9 protein-coding genes are annotated in these 16,264 nt (G+C 43.3%); 1 reads left to right on the plus strand and 8 read right to left on the minus strand.

Features of this window, described 5'->3' with window-relative positions; all coding sequences use genetic code 11:
* Nucleotides 1-84: 84 nt before the first annotated feature.
* The 5 genes from H6G86_RS24485 to H6G86_RS24505 form a co-directional block, all read right to left on the minus strand.
* Nucleotides 85-5,688, minus strand: a complete 5,604-nt coding sequence (locus H6G86_RS24485) for a PAS domain S-box protein (protein WP_190936508.1) — start codon at nucleotides 5,686-5,688, stop codon at nucleotides 85-87.
* A 312-nt stretch (nucleotides 5,689-6,000) separates the two neighbouring features.
* The gene (locus tag H6G86_RS24490; protein WP_190936509.1) at nucleotides 6,001-8,364 is read right to left on the minus strand and encodes a response regulator; all 2,364 of its coding nucleotides are present in this window, start codon (nucleotides 8,362-8,364) and stop codon (nucleotides 6,001-6,003) included.
* A 319-nt stretch (nucleotides 8,365-8,683) separates the two neighbouring features.
* Nucleotides 8,684-9,826, minus strand: a complete 1,143-nt coding sequence (locus tag H6G86_RS24495; RefSeq protein WP_190936510.1) for an XdhC family protein — start codon at nucleotides 9,824-9,826, stop codon at nucleotides 8,684-8,686.
* Nucleotides 9,827-10,133: 307 nt separating this feature from the next.
* The gene (locus H6G86_RS24500; protein WP_190936511.1) at nucleotides 10,134-10,304 is read right to left on the minus strand and encodes a hypothetical protein; all 171 of its coding nucleotides are present in this window, start codon (nucleotides 10,302-10,304) and stop codon (nucleotides 10,134-10,136) included.
* Between the two features lie 152 nt (nucleotides 10,305-10,456).
* Nucleotides 10,457-11,155 carry a DUF4142 domain-containing protein gene (locus H6G86_RS24505; protein ID WP_190936512.1) on the minus strand — a complete coding sequence of 233 codons (699 nt, stop codon included), beginning with the start codon at nucleotides 11,153-11,155 and terminating at the stop codon, nucleotides 10,457-10,459.
* Nucleotides 11,156-11,830: 675 nt separating this feature from the next.
* Here H6G86_RS24505 and H6G86_RS24510 point away from each other — a divergent pair.
* Nucleotides 11,831-12,202, plus strand: coding sequence for a hypothetical protein (locus H6G86_RS24510; RefSeq protein WP_190936513.1), 372 nt, complete (start codon nucleotides 11,831-11,833; stop codon nucleotides 12,200-12,202).
* Nucleotides 12,203-12,329: 127 nt separating this feature from the next.
* Here the strand turns inward: H6G86_RS24510 and H6G86_RS24515 are convergent, their stop codons facing one another.
* From H6G86_RS24515 to H6G86_RS24525, 3 genes are read right to left on the minus strand one after another with little or no spacing between them, the layout of a single operon-like run.
* Complete coding sequence (locus H6G86_RS24515; RefSeq protein ID WP_190936514.1) at nucleotides 12,330-14,543, minus strand: xanthine dehydrogenase family protein molybdopterin-binding subunit; 2,214 nt, start codon at nucleotides 14,541-14,543, stop codon at nucleotides 12,330-12,332.
* The gene (locus H6G86_RS24520; protein WP_190936515.1) at nucleotides 14,540-15,523 is read right to left on the minus strand and encodes an FAD binding domain-containing protein; all 984 of its coding nucleotides are present in this window, start codon (nucleotides 15,521-15,523) and stop codon (nucleotides 14,540-14,542) included. Before H6G86_RS24520 ends, H6G86_RS24515 begins: the two co-directional genes overlap by 4 nt.
* Nucleotides 15,510-16,133, minus strand: coding sequence for a (2Fe-2S)-binding protein (locus H6G86_RS24525; protein ID WP_190936516.1), 624 nt, complete (start codon nucleotides 16,131-16,133; stop codon nucleotides 15,510-15,512). The genes H6G86_RS24520 and H6G86_RS24525 overlap by 14 nt, the downstream gene beginning before the upstream one ends.
* Nucleotides 16,134-16,264 lie beyond the last annotated feature (131 nt).

The following is a 16,264-nucleotide window of genomic DNA, read 5'->3' on the forward strand; positions in this document are numbered from 1 at the left end:
AAAATTGAGTGTTTGAAACCCATCTCCGTGGGTAAAGCCTCGTGTAAATGCGGTTTCTAAGCGCCCATTTAATGTTAAGTTGACTCAGTTATAATTTTCTTCCGTTACATCAATAATTTCATCGAAGCAGAAACTTCGGACTAGATTTGTCAATTTTTCTGCCAAAGTAGAATGTGTTGGTGGAATTTGCTCAATTAGTTGAAAAATCCTTTCGGCATCGACTTCAACGGCTGCCTGATTAAGTTTTGTTACCCATTGAGCAGGCATAATGGTAATTGCAGAGCGAAGATCCAAAATGGAAAATTGAATATTCTTTAGGTTATTGTCTGTTGAATCTTCACTGCTTTCTTCTGTACAGATATAACGCACCTGCAAATATTCAGCTATCTTTTCAAAAATTACCTGCTCACGAAATGGCTTACGAACCAAGTCGTTGCAACCTGCGGCTAAGATACTCGCCTGTTGTTCTTCAAAAGCACTAGCAGTTAAGGCAATAATTACGGTGCGATGATTTGTATTTGTATTTCTTTCCCTGGCTCTAATCTCTTTAGTTGCATCGTAGCCGTTCATTACAGGCATCCGCATATCCATCCAAATAAGATGAGGCTGCCAAGTTTGCCACATTGCGATCGCTTCTTGTCCATTATTCGCAGCCTTAATTTCAAAGCCAATGCTACCAAGAAGTTGCACAATTAAATCGCGGTTTTCTTTACGGTCATCCACTACCAGAATCCGGTAAGAGGGTTGGCCTGCTGCTAGCTCGATGACACGTCCCTTATTCAATCTTGGTGAAACTTTCAATGCTGCGGCTAAATTTACTTGGATGTCAAAGCTAAAAGTAGAACCTTGTCTAGGGGTACTCGTTAAGTAAATATCGCCACCCAGCAACCGCACAAATTGACGGCTGATTGTCAGTCCTAATCCAGTTCCTTCCTTGGTTTGGATACCACTTGTTGTCTGAACAAAAGGCTGAAACAAGTTATTCATTTCTTCTGGTGCTATTCCCCGTCCAGTGTCTTCGACTTCAAAATGAAGGAATGGGGAAGAGGCAGAGGGGCAGTGTGCGGGGGGCAGAGGGGAAAATTCTTCTCCCTTGCTCTCTGCTCCCGTTCGGCTACGCTCACGGCAAGCCTGCTCCCTTGCTTCTTCTCCTGCTCCCTGTTCACTCCCCAACCTGACTCGCAACGTTACTCCCCCTGTTTGAGTAAACTTGACGGCGTTACCTAAAAGGTTAATGAGAACTTGGCGGAGTTTCCCCTCGTCTGTCTGGATATAACGGGGAAGATTGGGAGCAATTTCAAATCTGAGGAATAATTGCTTTGTTTGTGCCTTTACCTGAAACATTTCTTGTAATGTTTGCAACAGTAGATAAAGGTCGAAGTCTTCAGGGGTGAAAATGATTTGTCCAGCCTCAATTTTGGACATTTCCAGGACATCGTTAATCAGGTTGAGCAAGTGTTCGCCACTGCGGTTAATGGTAGCTAAAGATTCACGTTGGTTTGAATTGAGGCTAGTATCTCGTTCCATTAACTGAGAAAAACCCAGGATGGCATTGAGAGGCGTGCGGAGTTCGTGGCTCATATTAGCGAGAAAAGCGCTTTTAGCTTGGTTGGCAGTTTCGGCTGCTTCTTTGGCAATTCTCAGCGCTTCTTCTGCCTGATGTCTGGCTCGACCGATCGCAATTATTTCACCTACCAACTTCAATAGATTAATATCTTCTTGACTCCAGGCTTTACACAAGTGGATCATCGCTGTACCGACAAATCCAACTACTTTGCCAGAATGAAGCATGGGTACAGCAGCTAAAGACTGAAATGACATCCCCTCAAATAGCTTTCTCTCTGGTGTATCAAGCGGCAGTTCTGCCACAGAAGGGATTTGTATATGGTTGCCACAAAGGATCGGAGTATAGAAATAGGGAAAACTTTCAATAGGCGAACCTTTGGCAAGATCAATCAATGGCTCGACATTTTCACCACACCATTCATGAATCAGGTCGAATCGCCTTTGATCTTCGGATAATTCAAAAATGCAGCTGTGTTCGGCACTAATAAACTGAGCGATCGCCTGGAGTGTAAAATTAATTGCTGTTTCTAAATTTTGGTCAATAAATTGGCGAGAAATGCTACTGAGTAAACTTTCTGCTTGAGTCCGACGTTGCAAAGCTGCTTCTGCTTGTTTGCGATCGCTAATATCACGAGCTACACCCACAATCTGGAAATTACCCTGGGCATCTTGTGTGCGGACTGCATTAGAGGTTAGCCAAACCCAGCCCTTAGTACGATGTTTGGCGCGGTACTCAGTCCCCGAAATTCCTTCACCGGTTGCGAGGATAGTTTGGGCGACTTCTTGACATTTTTGCACATCGTCGGGATGAGTAAAGAATGTCAAAGAATTACCCTCCATTTCGCTGGGGGCAAATCCGGTAGTATTCAAAATATTAGGGGAAATATAGTTGAAAACCCCATCAGAACTGATCGCAAACAGCACATCATTGACCTTTTCAACAATAGTGCGAAACTTTAACTCGCTTTCTTGTAGGGCTGCTTCTGCTTGTTTGCGTTCTAATTCGGCACCAGCACGGGCAGCAAAGATTTTGATAATCAGTTCCCGTCCCGGATCGTGCTTCATCGGTTTGACATCTATCACTGCTAGATGTCCAATGATTTCCCCAGAGGAACTGGTGAGAGGAACGCCAAAAAAACTCTCGGCATTCATCCTGACTAAATCTGCATCTTCAGGGAAAGCAGCTTGCACTCTTTGGGGATAGTGGCACATATTGCCTTCCAAGGTATGTTGACAAGGAGTACCGTGCAAATAGTATTCCAAATTTTCGTTAATAGCCCCGCAAGACCAAAATGCCAAAGTGCGGACTTTAGTTTTCTGCTCATCATGAAACTCAGTGACTAGGGCATATTGAACTTGCAATACCTCAGCCAGGTAACGAACGCAGGAATTAAAGAATTCATTACCTGTTTTTGCTGCTGTACCCTCAACAATTAAGCGTAAAGCCTGTTCTTGCTGTTTGCGTTCGCTAATATCTGTAAAAACGGAATCTAAACAGGATTCTTCGGCGTTGAGACGGAGTGACAACAGTAACCAAACAACCGAACCATCGAGTCGCTGTAGTGCTACTTCAAAATTACGAACTTCACCGTCTTTTTCTAACTCTGCTAACATCCGTGTGCGATCGCCTGGGTTAGCATATAAGTCAGTTGTGAAGAACTTGCCAATCAAGTCAGCGGCAGAGGCAAAACCTAAAATATCGGCACCGCGTTGATTAGCCTCGATAATCAATCCATCTTGTTGCCGAGTGCGGAAAATACCCACTTGGGAATTTTCAAAGATGTTGCGGTATTTCATTTCACTACGCCGCAAAGCTTCTTCTGCTTGCTTGCGTTCTGTAATGTCACGCCCTACACCCAAAATAGCAACTGTGCCACTCTCAGAATTAATTGTCGAAGTATTAAAGTTGAACCATCGCCAGTTGCCATTTTTGTGTCTTAATCGCACCTCAATGTCAGTCAGTTTTTCTCCAGTGGCAGCCCTTTGTAATGCTGCGGCGCTAGTTGCCAAATCTTCCGGTTTGGTAAACTCCGCCACAGAATGACCTTCTATTTCCTCTAGGCTGTATCCCATAATTGAGGTAACATTAGGCGAATGATAGGTAAAGATTCCATCTAGGTTAAGGACGAATATCAGGTCATTGGCATTTTCAACGATGCTACGGAACTTTAACTCGCTTTGCTGGAGGGCTGCTTGAGCGCGTTTGCGTTCTGTGGCATCAGTTCCTACTGAAAGAATTTCGATTAAGTTTCCTTGTGCATCTAATATGGGTTTATTTGCCCAGACTATCCAGACGCGATCGCCATTTTTGCATAAGTTCTCATTTTCGTTGAATAAATAGTTTTCTGGGTGTTGACAAATATCAACCATTAATGTCTGTAAGTCACGCCCAGAAGTCTCGGTTTCTGGAACAATTGTGCCGATGACATTATGCCCAATAATTTCATCTAAATCGAAGCCAAAAAGCCTTTGACCGTAGTCATTTAAAAATATAATATCACCGTTGCCGTCCCAACGCAGAATAATACAGTTGGCTGTTTGCACCAAATCTCGATACTGGACTTCGCTTTGGCGTAAGGCTTCTTCGGTGCGTTTGCGATCGCTAATATCGCGCACTACTGCTAAGATGTGTGGCTTACCGTTGTAAATGCAAGTCGTTCCTTTGACTTCCACATCTATTAAAGTACCATCTTTGCAGATATCAACTGCTTGCCCATAAAATTGCCCGCCAGCTCGCGTTGTTTCAACAAACTGTAGAAAAACTGAATGTGAGCTTGGGTGAATATAGACAGATGGATGTAAACTAAGAAATTCTTCATAAGAATAACCGTGCATCTGATAAGCCGCAGGGTTAACTTCAGCTACTTTTTCAGTTTCTATATCAGTAATAAATAGTCCATCATTGATTGCTTCAAAAATAGTCCGATATTGCAACTCACTTTGTCGTAGTGCTTCTTCTGCCCTTTGGCGTTGGGTAATATCGCGGAAACTCCACACTCTACCAATAATCTGTTCGCCAACGCGCTGAGGACAGGAATATCGCTCAAAGACTCTACCATCTTGCAGTTCTAAGCAATCGTAACTAACTACTTCCGGGTGTGAGTATAATTCTCGGACTCGTTTTAAAAACTGATCGGGGTCTTTTAGTTGGTTTGCTAAATACGCCAGTCGCTGAGGATGATCTGGTTCTGTCAAAAGTTCTGGTGGAATTGACCACATTTCTAAGAACTTTTGGTTATGAGTAGTAATATTACTTAAACTATCGACTACTAAGATACCGTCTTGAATCGATTCAAAGATAGCGCTTAATAAAGACAAAGAGTTTTCTAAGGCTACTTGAGTTTGTTTGCGTTCGCTCAAATCCCTTCCTAAAACCACTAGAGCCTTGCGTCTACCATCCTGGTGAAATAGGGGAGCTTTAATCATATCGACACTGCTCACTGTCCCATCAGGTCTAGGTATAATTTCTTCTACCCGATGCACACATCCCGACTGCCAAGCTTGCTCATCTGTTTCCTTGCAGTTGAGTAAAGCATCGTGATAAAAATTGCTAAATTCTGCCAGTTCGGAGTCTGTTTTACCTTGATAATCAACGCCTTGTATCTCTAAAAATTCTAGGTTAGCCTGGTTTGACAGCAACCATTTTCCCTCGCCGTCCTTTAAACAGATAATATCGGGTGTAGCATTAATTAATGTCTGCAATCGCTCTTCAATCTCTTGCAAAGATTCTTGAGTTTGTTTCGTTAGCGTGATATCCCGAATCACCAGTATTGCACATTGGTCGTCAGTCAGTTCGGTACAGCTACCAGAAATTTGTAGTGTTAAAGTTCGCTCACCCTGCTGGTACTGATAATTTGCTGTTTCATACTCCCCATTGAGTATCTGCACATCAGGATACGCCGCTTGTCCTGCTTGTGATAAGGGTAGCAAGTCAGTTAATTTTGCGCCGCAGATATTGTCGTGGGGTTGATTTACCAGGGATTCAAAATGAGAATTGCACCATTGAATGCGTCGGTCTTCTCCTACCCAGACTACAGCATCAGCGATCGCACCTAATGTTACTTCCATCTTGGTGAGGGTAGCTTGCAATTGCTTCACCTGCTCCAATTGTTTAGCGCTCATCACCCACTCCTTAATGTCTCCTGGTATAGATAAAACAACCTGGTATAGTGATTGTATCTATAGTTAATCGTTAAGATATTTAACCATAGCAAAACTACATACTGCCTTTAAATGTTACAGCAGCAATACGGTTATCAGCATCATTGAAGGTTAAAGGGGAAAGGGAAATGAGGAAAGGTTTTGAATACATCCTTCTTGAGGGTTAAAGGGGAAAGGGAAATGGGGAAAGGATTTGAATACATCCTTTACCCAATACTCAAAAAGCCTTCTTTCCTATTGCTTATTGCCTATTGCCTCTTGCCTTCTTACCCTCTAGCTCTGCTTCAACATAGAATTAGCAACTTGGTATAGAGATTGTAAGTTTAGTCCATCATTAGGATACTCAACCACAGCAAAGTTACAAGTTACCTGGAAGCGATCGCCATTTGAAGCTGTAAATACTTGCTGGCGAAGCTTAATTAAAATTTCACTGAGACGATGTTTGATGACAAGCTGCTCAGTGTCTACACTGACTTCTGTTTCAGTAAACCCAGAAATTCCCACCACAAATTCTCCATTACCCCAATAGCCCAATATTTCACCACTGCAAAATGCTGATTGGAATAGACGACTCCATCGTTGCAATACTTGATTACCAGCCTCATGGCCGTACTGGATATTAATTTGGCGTAAATCGCTAATATTCAAGATCACCAAGCAAAGCGATCGCTGATTTTTTTCGGCTTGGGCAATCAGGCGCTGTAAGTCGCGGCTAGACTGAAATTGATTTGACAATCCCGTTAAGGGATCTTTGGTAGAGAGTGACTGTAGTAGGCGGCTGCGTTCTAAGCGATGGGTAATCCTTACCAGCAATTCTGCCCCTACAACAGGTTTAACCACATAATCATCTCCCCCAGCAGCAAACACCTGCTGCACCGTTTCCATCTCTCGGTGAGCCGTCAGAAAGACGATTGGCAATTCCTGCCATTGGGGATCTGTGCGAACTGCCTGGCAAAGTTCTATACCACTAATTTGGGGCATTTCCACATCCAAAATTAACAAATCTGGTGCAGTAGATTGTAATACTTCCCAGAAACGTAGGGGATCGTCCAATCCGGTGATTCGCATTCCCCAAGGTTCTAACATTGGGCCTAGTGCTGCTAAGATAAACGGGTCATCATCAACGACTAATACATTTACTTTTAAAGAACGGGTAAACTGTAATATTTGTGAGGCAGTTTCCCAAACTTGACTTGCGGTGACAGGCTTGAGGAGAAAACCCCGCACTCCAGACTGAGCCAAAGTTACACGATCCACTAGTCGATCGGTGACAGCAAGTGCCAGAACAGGTATAGGAGGGGTGTGTGTTGCTAAGTCCAACATTAATGCTAAAGTTTCCTCTCGCTGACCGATCTCATCTACATTTAGCACTACTAAATCTGGTGATGTGGTTTGCAAGCAGTTTTTTGCACCTTCTAACGTCGTTATTTGCTGCCAACGCATTCCCATAGAATATGCTACTTGTTGCAACTGTGAACCTAGTTGTAAATCAGGGTCAATCAGCAGTAACTTAGAACTTATCTCTTCCTCAATCGAGGTAGCAGTTTGATCTACTAGCTTTTGTGCCATTAGATTTAACAATTCGCCTAACTCTTGTATCAGCGATCGCAGTCGGCGTTTTTGGGCTGCTAATAAATCCCCTTCTGTGGCTAAAATCTGTTCAATTTTCCGTGCTATTTGAGTTCCTGTTTCTTGCTCAAACATTCCCAAAACACCAGCTAGCTTGTGCGCTTCCCGTTCAGCCGAGTTACGTAATTCTATAGTTAGTGTGCCGCTAGAGAGTTCTGCTGCTGCTTGTTGCAATACCTCCATTCGCTGTGTCATTAACCCCTGGTATTGACTCCACAACCCATTCATTGCTTGCTTAAACTGCTGTTCAACGGATGGAGATGTATCAGTTGTGGAAGAATTTTGAACTGGATTTTTTTGAGTTATTTCTTGTTTGCTATTTCCACTACTAGTAGTTTTTTGGGATTTTAAGCGATATCCCAAACCATAAACGTTTTCAATCCAGTCTACGGCTCCAACTACTTTTAACTTGTGTCGTAACCCCTTAATATGAGACTTCACAGTTTCCTCTTGGGGTGGATCGTCAAAAGTCCAGAGATGTTCGATAATATCTCCCCGACTAAAAACCCGCAATGGATTCCGCAGTAATATCTCCAGCAGACTATATTCTTTAGGTGTTAAATCCAGAACTTGATTGTCGTATGTTACTTCGCAAATACTTGGATCTAAACGCAATGCTCCAACTTCTAGCACTGGAGGACGGGGAGTATCGCCGCGACGTAGCAAAGCGCGTACCCTTGCTTGCAGTTCTCTCAAATTTAAAGGTTTAATTAGATAATCATCTGCTCCAGCATCAAGTCCACGAATGCGATCGCTAGTTTCATCTTTTGCTGTGATCAATAAAATAGGAGTGGAACAGCCACTAGAACGTAAGCGCTGGCATAAAGTAATACCATCCAGCTTCGGCAGTACCACATCTGTTAATATCAGGTCGTAGTTTGTAGCTTGGGCATATTCCCAGCCAATTTGTCCGTCTTCTGCTATTTCAACAGCATAGTGTTGTTGGGTAAGAGACTGCAACAAAACACTTGCTAAAACTTCGTCATCTTCGATCAGCAAGATTCTCATCGCAACACTACCTTTTTTTGCATATAGAAATCCTATTGGGACTTAAACAAAAATTAGACCAAATTGGCTTTATAAGCAGTAAATACATCACGATGAACATCAAGCAATCGAAAAATTAACTTCAAGGACATTCGATTACCACAGGTTACAAACTGAAGCGATCGCAATTTCTGCAATGTGATGCAAAAAACGACATCCTTAATCAAGCAACAGGTTTTTTGCTGTACCCGCCACAAGAATAATAGCTATGCTTGATGTTTCAGTTTCTATATTGCTTATGGGTGAATATCATAACAGATAAGCACTATGTCGCTAGTCACTAATTAAAATTGTCGTGATAACTTTTATGAATTGGTTGATTACGATTTTTTAAAAAATTACTATTGCGGTTTTTCAGCACTGCTTGAATTTCTGAAATGATGGCGATCGCTATTTCTTCTGGTGTCTCTGCACCGATATCAATACCAACAGGACTATACAATCTATTTAATTGTTCACTAGTAGGAACTATCCCTTTGCTGGATAAATCTTGTAGCAATCTTTCTGTGCGATGCTTTGTTCCTAAAACGCCAATATAACGTGTAGGAGATGGTAGCATCATCTTTAAAATTTCTAGATCGTCAAGATAATTATGCGTCATCACTACAGCTATTGTTTGAACATCTATAAAAATCTGTTTATGTATAATGTCTCGATTGCTAAGGATCACATCACAACCTAGAGGAAATCGCGCTCTAGTTGTCTCATTAGCTCGACAATCAACTACAGTAACATCCCAACCTAATGCTTGAGCAAACTTTGCTACGGGTACAGCGCCATAACCCGCACCGAAGATTACTAAAGGTGTGGGTGGTTGAATGACTTCGATGAAAACTTCTGCACTGCCTAAAGGTAACTGATAGTTGTTGACGCTTGACTTTTGATTAACAAAGGCCGCTTGAACATCTGCACTCAAAGATTCAATTAAATTTGGATCTTTAATGTCAGTGACAATTTTACCATTTGGATAGAGCAGTAAGCGCGACCCAAGTTTTACATCTACCTCGCCTTCAAAAGCAAAGACTGTAGCAATGATACCCAAATGTTTTTTATGAAAGCACTCTTGTGTAAAAGCGATCGCATTGGGTATGCTTTTTCTCTCAAGCCGTTCGATGAGAACTTGTACTACCCCATTGCACCCCAAACCAAAACCCCAAAGAATATCTTCAGAGGCGGTGCGATCGTAAGTAACAAGAATTGGTTTGCCGTCTAACATTCGTTGCTGAGTATACTCAAATACGTCATTCTCTAAGCAACCAGCGCTGATTGTTCCGATCATCCGACCTGTATTTGTCATAAACATTTTAGCACCCGGTCGGCGATAGGTTGAACCTTGAGTTTTAACTACAGTGGCAAGAAAAGTGATTTCACCACTTTCTTGACTGGATTCAAAGCCTTCTAAGATTGCTTGTAATTCATTCATTTGATTGCTTATTTTTCTATTTATAGTAGTTTTGAAGCTTGAGGATATGATAGTGACAATGAAAACTAATAGAGTTTAGTTAAGGCTATAAATCAATACACTTCATTTAAGGATAATCGTAGGTTGGTTTGAGGAATGAAACCCAACATTTTCGGTAGTTTTTGACGCTAACTGAACTTTATTGAGCTATAACTATTTGTGAAAGTCAATTTTTTTAACGAACTGCTTGAAGATTTAATTTTATTTAAATGCAGAGGAGCGCAAAGGTAGGCGCAAGAAATTCGTTACAAATTAATGAAATGTTGTACTAAGTTAAATTAATGCGTTCCTCTGCAATGCCAATGCGTCCCTTTGCAATACTAATGCGTCTCTTTGCAATGCCAATGCGTCTTTTTGCAATGCCAATGCGTCCCTCTGCAATGCCAATGCATTCTTTTGTAATGCTAATGCGTCTCTCTGCATTTAAGAAACGCTTCAATTTTAATGAAGCATTCTAGGAGCGTGCCCACGAGTGGCATTAAGCCCTGATGATACACGAGGTAGAGAGATTGTTTTGCCTGTTTGTGCGGCTTCGTAAATCAAGGTTATTAGTTTTTGCTCTTGTGGTTTTTTAATGATGAAATTTGGGATTTATGGGGTGCTGGTTGGAGTTGGGGTGCTAGTTGGAGTGCTAGTTGGGCCGCTATTTGAAGTTCCACCAGGATTAACAATGGAACGAACTTCTTCCAAGTGTTTTTGGAGGGTTGGTAGCGCTTGAGCCGCAAATGCTTTCACATTTGGATCTTGTCCCTGTTGAGCTTCAGTTTGAAATGCCGCGACATCCTTTTCATGAGCTTGAAGCATCTGATTCAGATATTGGCGATCAAAATTAGTACCAGAAAGTTTGGATAAACGTTGCTTGATTTGCTGATTATTGCTACCGATACTAGTTGGCAGTGTGACACCTTTTTGAGCTGCCAACTGTTTGAGTTGTGCGTTGACCTGGCTATGATCTTGAACCATACGCTGTCCATATTGTTTGACTACATTGCTAGTTCCACGTTGTGATGCAAGTTGTCCTAATTGAACTTCTGCTAAACCATCTTGAGCCGCTTCAATGATAAATTGTCTATCTGAAGAACTGAGGTTATTTTGCCCTGATGCAGTTGGTGATACAGTTGGAGAAGCAGTTGGGGAAGCCGTTGGAGATGGACTTTCAGTTGCTTGCACAGACTGAGCAGATGGAACTTCTGATGTATTTTGGTCACGGAGAGTAGTTGGTGTGCAACCAGTTGCAACAGATAAAGCGATCGCTGCTAAACCAGTAGAAAATATTTTGAAGTTGGACATAATCAACGCTTTCCTTGAATAAAAGTGTATTTTGAAACGCAAAACTGTCGCGATCGGATAGTTAGGTGCGATCACTAATTTAATGACGAGTTAAAATCTAATATTTACCCCAGATAATCTGGATTCATTGCTGTAGTGTCGTTTTGCTTTAATCCCAAAGCGAAAGCAGTTTATTAAAAACTGCGTTTACCGATCTCTATAATTGCCTCCTACTAAGCAATAACAAGAATAAGCCGAATAGTATCACGACAATTTGGCATAGAGAATCTAACTAAGGTGTGTTTTGAAACTTACTCCGTAAGACGCATTCACAATGCAAGCCGATGTGTTGATAATGCAAGCCGATGTGTTAATAATGCAAGCCGATGTGTTAATAATGCAAGCCGATGTGTTAATAATGCAAGCCGATGTGTTAATAATGCAAGCCGATGTGTTAATAATGTAAGCCGATGTGTTAATAATGTAAGCCCATACATTCACAATGCAAGTTAATACATTCACAATGCAATGTAAACACACGAAATTTGACTGGCTGGGCCCGCTACGCTAACGTTTCACTACGCGCTTTTACGTCTATAAATTATTGTTCACCAAATATCTATTTAAATTTATCTTACTGATAGATTTTAAGTTGTAATGGGTACGTTAGATGTACACAATACTACTTATACATTTATGACTATCCAAGATACAACACGCCGTTTGCGTCCTCAAACTATTAGTCAAGATATTAGCTCATTCCACGGTTTGCAAACCGTCAGCACCTACAATACAACCCGTGTTGATGCGTCATCTGCAAAGTTACAGGAAGTTTATCAGGCGATGTTGATTTCTCAACAAGCCGAAATTGAGAAACTAGCTTTATACCGGGCTGCTGCTGATGCTGCCAGATTAGCAGAATGGGAATTTCATAATGCTGTATTAGCGATGAAAGAAGTCGTGCGCGGGCAATATGGCTCAGATAGCGATCAAGCCCAAGCAGTAGGATTGAAGAAAAAATCAGACCGCAAACGTCCTTCTCGTAAAAAGGCAGTTGCGATCACGTAACCGTCCGATGGAGTGCAGGGAAGGCAGGGGGCAGGGGGTAGGGGAGCAGAGGGAGATGAGGGAGACAAGGGGGAATTATTGAATAAGTCTCTTCCTCGTCTCTTGTTTATGCCCAATGCCCAATGCTTTACAGCAGTTTATCTAATGTAATTGGTAAATCACGAACGCGCCTACCTGTGGCATGATAAACAGCGTTAGCGATCGCCGCAGCAGTACCGGTAATCCCAATTTCCCCAATCCCCTTGACACCAAGCGGGTTGATATGTGGATCGTGTTCATCGACAAACAACACCTCAATATCAGGAACGTCTGCATTTACTGGTACGTGATATTCAGCTAAATCATGGTTGACAACACGTCCGAGATTCGGGTCTATAACCGTATGTTCCATCAGTGCCATACCGATACCGTAGACAATCCCACCAATGAGTTGACTGTTGGCTGTTTTGGCGTTGAGGATGCGTCCAACACCAAAGCTTCCCACCCAGCGCGTTACTCGCACTTCGCCGGAATCAGGGTTAACGCGGACTTCGGCAAATTGCGATCCAAATGCGTGCATTGAGAACTTCTTTTGTTCGTCTCCCAGCTTGGCATCTGCACGCGCTTCGATCATTTTCATTCCATGTCGTGCCAAGATTGCTTGATATGTTTCGCTTACAGACGATTTATTTTTTAAGAAAAAGCTACCATTTTGGGCAATTACATCTTCAGCGTTTGAACTATAAAGCGGCGATTTTTGATCGGCAAGTGCTAGTTGCAAAAGTTTACTACGAGCTTGATTGCCCGCTAAATGTACAGCCGAACTTACACTAGCTGCTGTTTGCGAACCACCGGAAATGGGAGTTTCTGGCATCTTAGTATCGCCTAGTTCAAAGCGAACTTTCTCAACTGCTAGACCAAGCGCATCAGCTGCAACTTGAGTCATGACAGTATAAGTACCCGTACCAATATCTTGAGAACCGCTTTGCACTACGGCTGTACCGTCTGCCATAATCTGAGCGATCGCTGATGCCGGAGAACGATTAGTAGGATAAGTTGCTGTTGCCATACCCCAACCAATCAAATAATTGCCGTCTCGCATCGAACGGGGTTGAGGATTACGCTTTTGCCAGCCAAACTTTTCTGCTCCTGTCTTGTAGCACTGGATGAGTGATTTGCTCGACCAAGGCAGTCCTTTACTAGGATCGACATCAGCATGGTTACGCAGCCGCAGTTCCACTGGATCGATATTGAGCGCATAAGCCAGTTCGTCCATTGCCGATTCTAAGGCGAACGATCCAGAAGCTTCACCTGGGGCACGCATATAGGTTGGTGTTCCCTGATCTAGCTGAACCAGACGATGGCTAGTTTCGATATTCGGGCAAGCGTAAATCATCCGAGCGCTTTTACCAACAGGTTCAATGAATTCATCAAAAGTTGAAGTCTGTGAAGTGCCAGTGTGTCGGAGTGCAGTTAATTTTCCGTCGCGGGTAGCACCCAAAGAAACCTGTTGAATTGTCTCTGGTCGGAAGCCGACAGGGCCATACATTTGTATCCGTCCCAGAACTAATTTGACTGGGCGATTTACCTGCCGTGCTGCGATCGCTGCTAGTGGTACGTGCGACCAAGCCGACCCTTTGCAACCAAAACCACCGCCCACAAAGTAAGACATAATACGGACTTTCTCAGGCTTAATTCCTAATACCTCCGCAACTTTTTGTTGAGTCGAAAAAATTCCCTGAGTTGCGTCATACAACAGCAGTTCATCGCCTTGCCAAACTGCTGTTGTGGCATGAGGCTCCATCGGATTGTGATTTTCCACTGGAGTGGTATAAGTTTGCTCGACGCGAACAGCAGCATTTACTAGTGCCTGCTTAACATTGCCGTGAGATGAATCGGGCGATTCCTCTCTAGGGATTTTACCTTTAGGAAAGTATGCCTTAGCGAGATTCTCCCGCATATTGATGGCAGGTTTTTCTTCGTCATAGCGAACTTGTACGAGTGAGGCAGCATACATCGCTCGTTCAAAGGTATCGGCAACGACGACACCAATATGCTGACCGCTATACAGCACAATGTTATCTTGTAACACTTGCACCTTATGACCGCCGCCCTTTTCTCCATCAGCTTTGGGCGCGTTGAGGTGGGTAATAACTGCTAATACACCCGGTACTTGCTCCGCCGCCTTTGTATCAATTTGGGCAATCTTCCCTTTAGCGATCGCACTTTGAATTGTGACTCCATAAGTCATTTTTGCGACTGGAAACTCTGCCGCATAACGTGCTTCACCCGTCACCTTCAGATGGCCATCAACTCGATTGAGTGGTTTGCCGACAACTATATTTGTATCATTTGTATTCATGCCATCCCCCCTACCGTTGTCAGCGCCTTAACAATGGTGCGTTTAGCCAGTTCGACCTTAAACCCGTTGTATTTTTGAGGTTTAGCTCCAGCAACGGCAGCATTTGCTGCTGCTTGGAATGCTGCCTGGTTTGCTGGCTGATTCACGAGGGCTTTTTCTGCATCGTAGGCACGCCAGGGTTTTGTCCCTACCCCACCAAGGGCAATGCGGGCCGAGCGAATAATCCCATTTTGAATATCTAGCGCCGCCGCCACTGATACCATTGCAAAAGCATAAGAAGCGCGATCGCGAACTTTTAAATAGTGCGATCGGGCTGCAAATGATGAAGCAGGTAAGTCAACGGCAACAATTAACTCTCCATGTTGGAGAACTGTCTCCCGTTCGGGTGTCTCGCCAGGGACAAGATGAAAATCTACAAGTGGAATACTCCGCTCTCCATTCGGCCCACGTGTTTGCACAACCGCATCAAGTGCCACCATTGCCACCGCCATATCAGAAGGATGAGTGGCAATACAGCGATCGCTACCGCCGAGAATTGCGTGAATCCGGTTGTAACCTTCAATTGCCGCACAACCGGAACCGGGAACGCGCTTATTGCAGGGCATGGAAGTATCGCGGAAGTAGTAACACCGGGTACGTTGTAGCAAATTTCCGCCCACTGTTGCCATGTTTCGCAGTTGCGGTGATGCCCCAGACAACAACGCTTCTGACAGCACAGGGTAACGCTGTTGAACTATCGCATCATAAGCAACGTCGCTATTGCGTGCCATTGCTCCAATCCGCAGATTGTTACTTTGCATTTCTATCTTGCTTAATGGGAGTGGGTTAATATCAACCAACTCTGTTGGCGTTTGCACATTCAACTTCATCAAATCGATTAGGCTAGTACCACCAGCAAGATACGAGGCTTCGGCATCTGGAGCCACCAACGCCACGGCATTTTCCGCTTGTCGCGCTTTTTGATAGTTAAAGGGCTGCATCTTTTTTTCCTTCTAAGACATCGCGGACAGCAGCCACGATATTTGGATAAGCACCACAACGGCAGATATTGCCGCTCATTAATTCCCGAATGTCGTCATCTGACTTAGCGTGTCCTTCGTTGACTAAACTCACCGCCGAACAAATTTGTCCCGGTGTGCAATAACCGCACTGAAATGCGTCGCGGGCAAGAAATGCGGCTTGCATCGGGTGCAGATTGTCTCCTTGCGCCAGACCTTCAATAGTTGTAATAGCAGCATCTGTGTGCATGATGGCAAAAGTCAGACAGGAGTTAATTCGCTGTCCATCAACCAGCACCGTACAAGCACCGCATTGACCGTGGTCACAACCTTTTTTACTGCCAGTTAGCCCTATGTATTCACGAAGTGCATCAAGTAAGGTGACACGCGGTTCAATTTGCAAACTATGTTTTGTTCCGTTCACCTGTAGTGTCACCTTCATAGTTTCAGATATCGAACTTTTCAGCATGGGGGTAGTTCTTTTTATCGGAGTTTGTGCCACAGTTTTCTCTGCAAAACTACTGAGCGTAGTCGCTACTGTACTGACGAGCATCAATTGGCTCAATCTACGCCGTCTTAGGCGAAACTTCATCTTTTTACTCCCTTCTGCTTTTGTTGAGTAATAATATTCAGTAATTCTTCTGGCTTAAATTCTTAGTAAAAATCATTTTTACCTTTTAAATATTTACCTCAAAATAACATTGTTAACAGAATACAATTTCA

The sequence above is a fragment of the Nostoc sp. FACHB-133 genome (assembly GCF_014698055.1).
Lineage (GTDB): Bacteria > Cyanobacteriota > Cyanobacteriia > Cyanobacteriales > Nostocaceae > Nostoc.

Bases quoted from the DNA above. Each gene is read 5' to 3' on its own strand.
- H6G86_RS24485 (WP_190936508.1), bottom strand. From the start codon at position 5,688: ATGAGCGCTAAACAATTGGAGCAGGTGAAGCAATTGCAAGCTACCCTC.
- H6G86_RS24490 (WP_190936509.1), bottom strand. From the start codon at position 8,364: ATGAGAATCTTGCTGATCGAAGATGACGAAGTTTTAGCAAGTGTTTTG.
- H6G86_RS24495 (WP_190936510.1), bottom strand. From the start codon at position 9,826: ATGAATGAATTACAAGCAATCTTAGAAGGCTTTGAATCCAGTCAAGAA.
- H6G86_RS24505 (WP_190936512.1), bottom strand. From the start codon at position 11,155: ATGTCCAACTTCAAAATATTTTCTACTGGTTTAGCAGCGATCGCTTTA.
- H6G86_RS24510 (WP_190936513.1), top strand. From the start codon at position 11,831: ATGACTATCCAAGATACAACACGCCGTTTGCGTCCTCAAACTATTAGT.
- H6G86_RS24515 (WP_190936514.1), bottom strand. From the start codon at position 14,543: ATGAATACAAATGATACAAATATAGTTGTCGGCAAACCACTCAATCGA.
- H6G86_RS24520 (WP_190936515.1), bottom strand. From the start codon at position 15,523: ATGCAGCCCTTTAACTATCAAAAAGCGCGACAAGCGGAAAATGCCGTG.
- H6G86_RS24525 (WP_190936516.1), bottom strand. From the start codon at position 16,133: ATGAAGTTTCGCCTAAGACGGCGTAGATTGAGCCAATTGATGCTCGTC.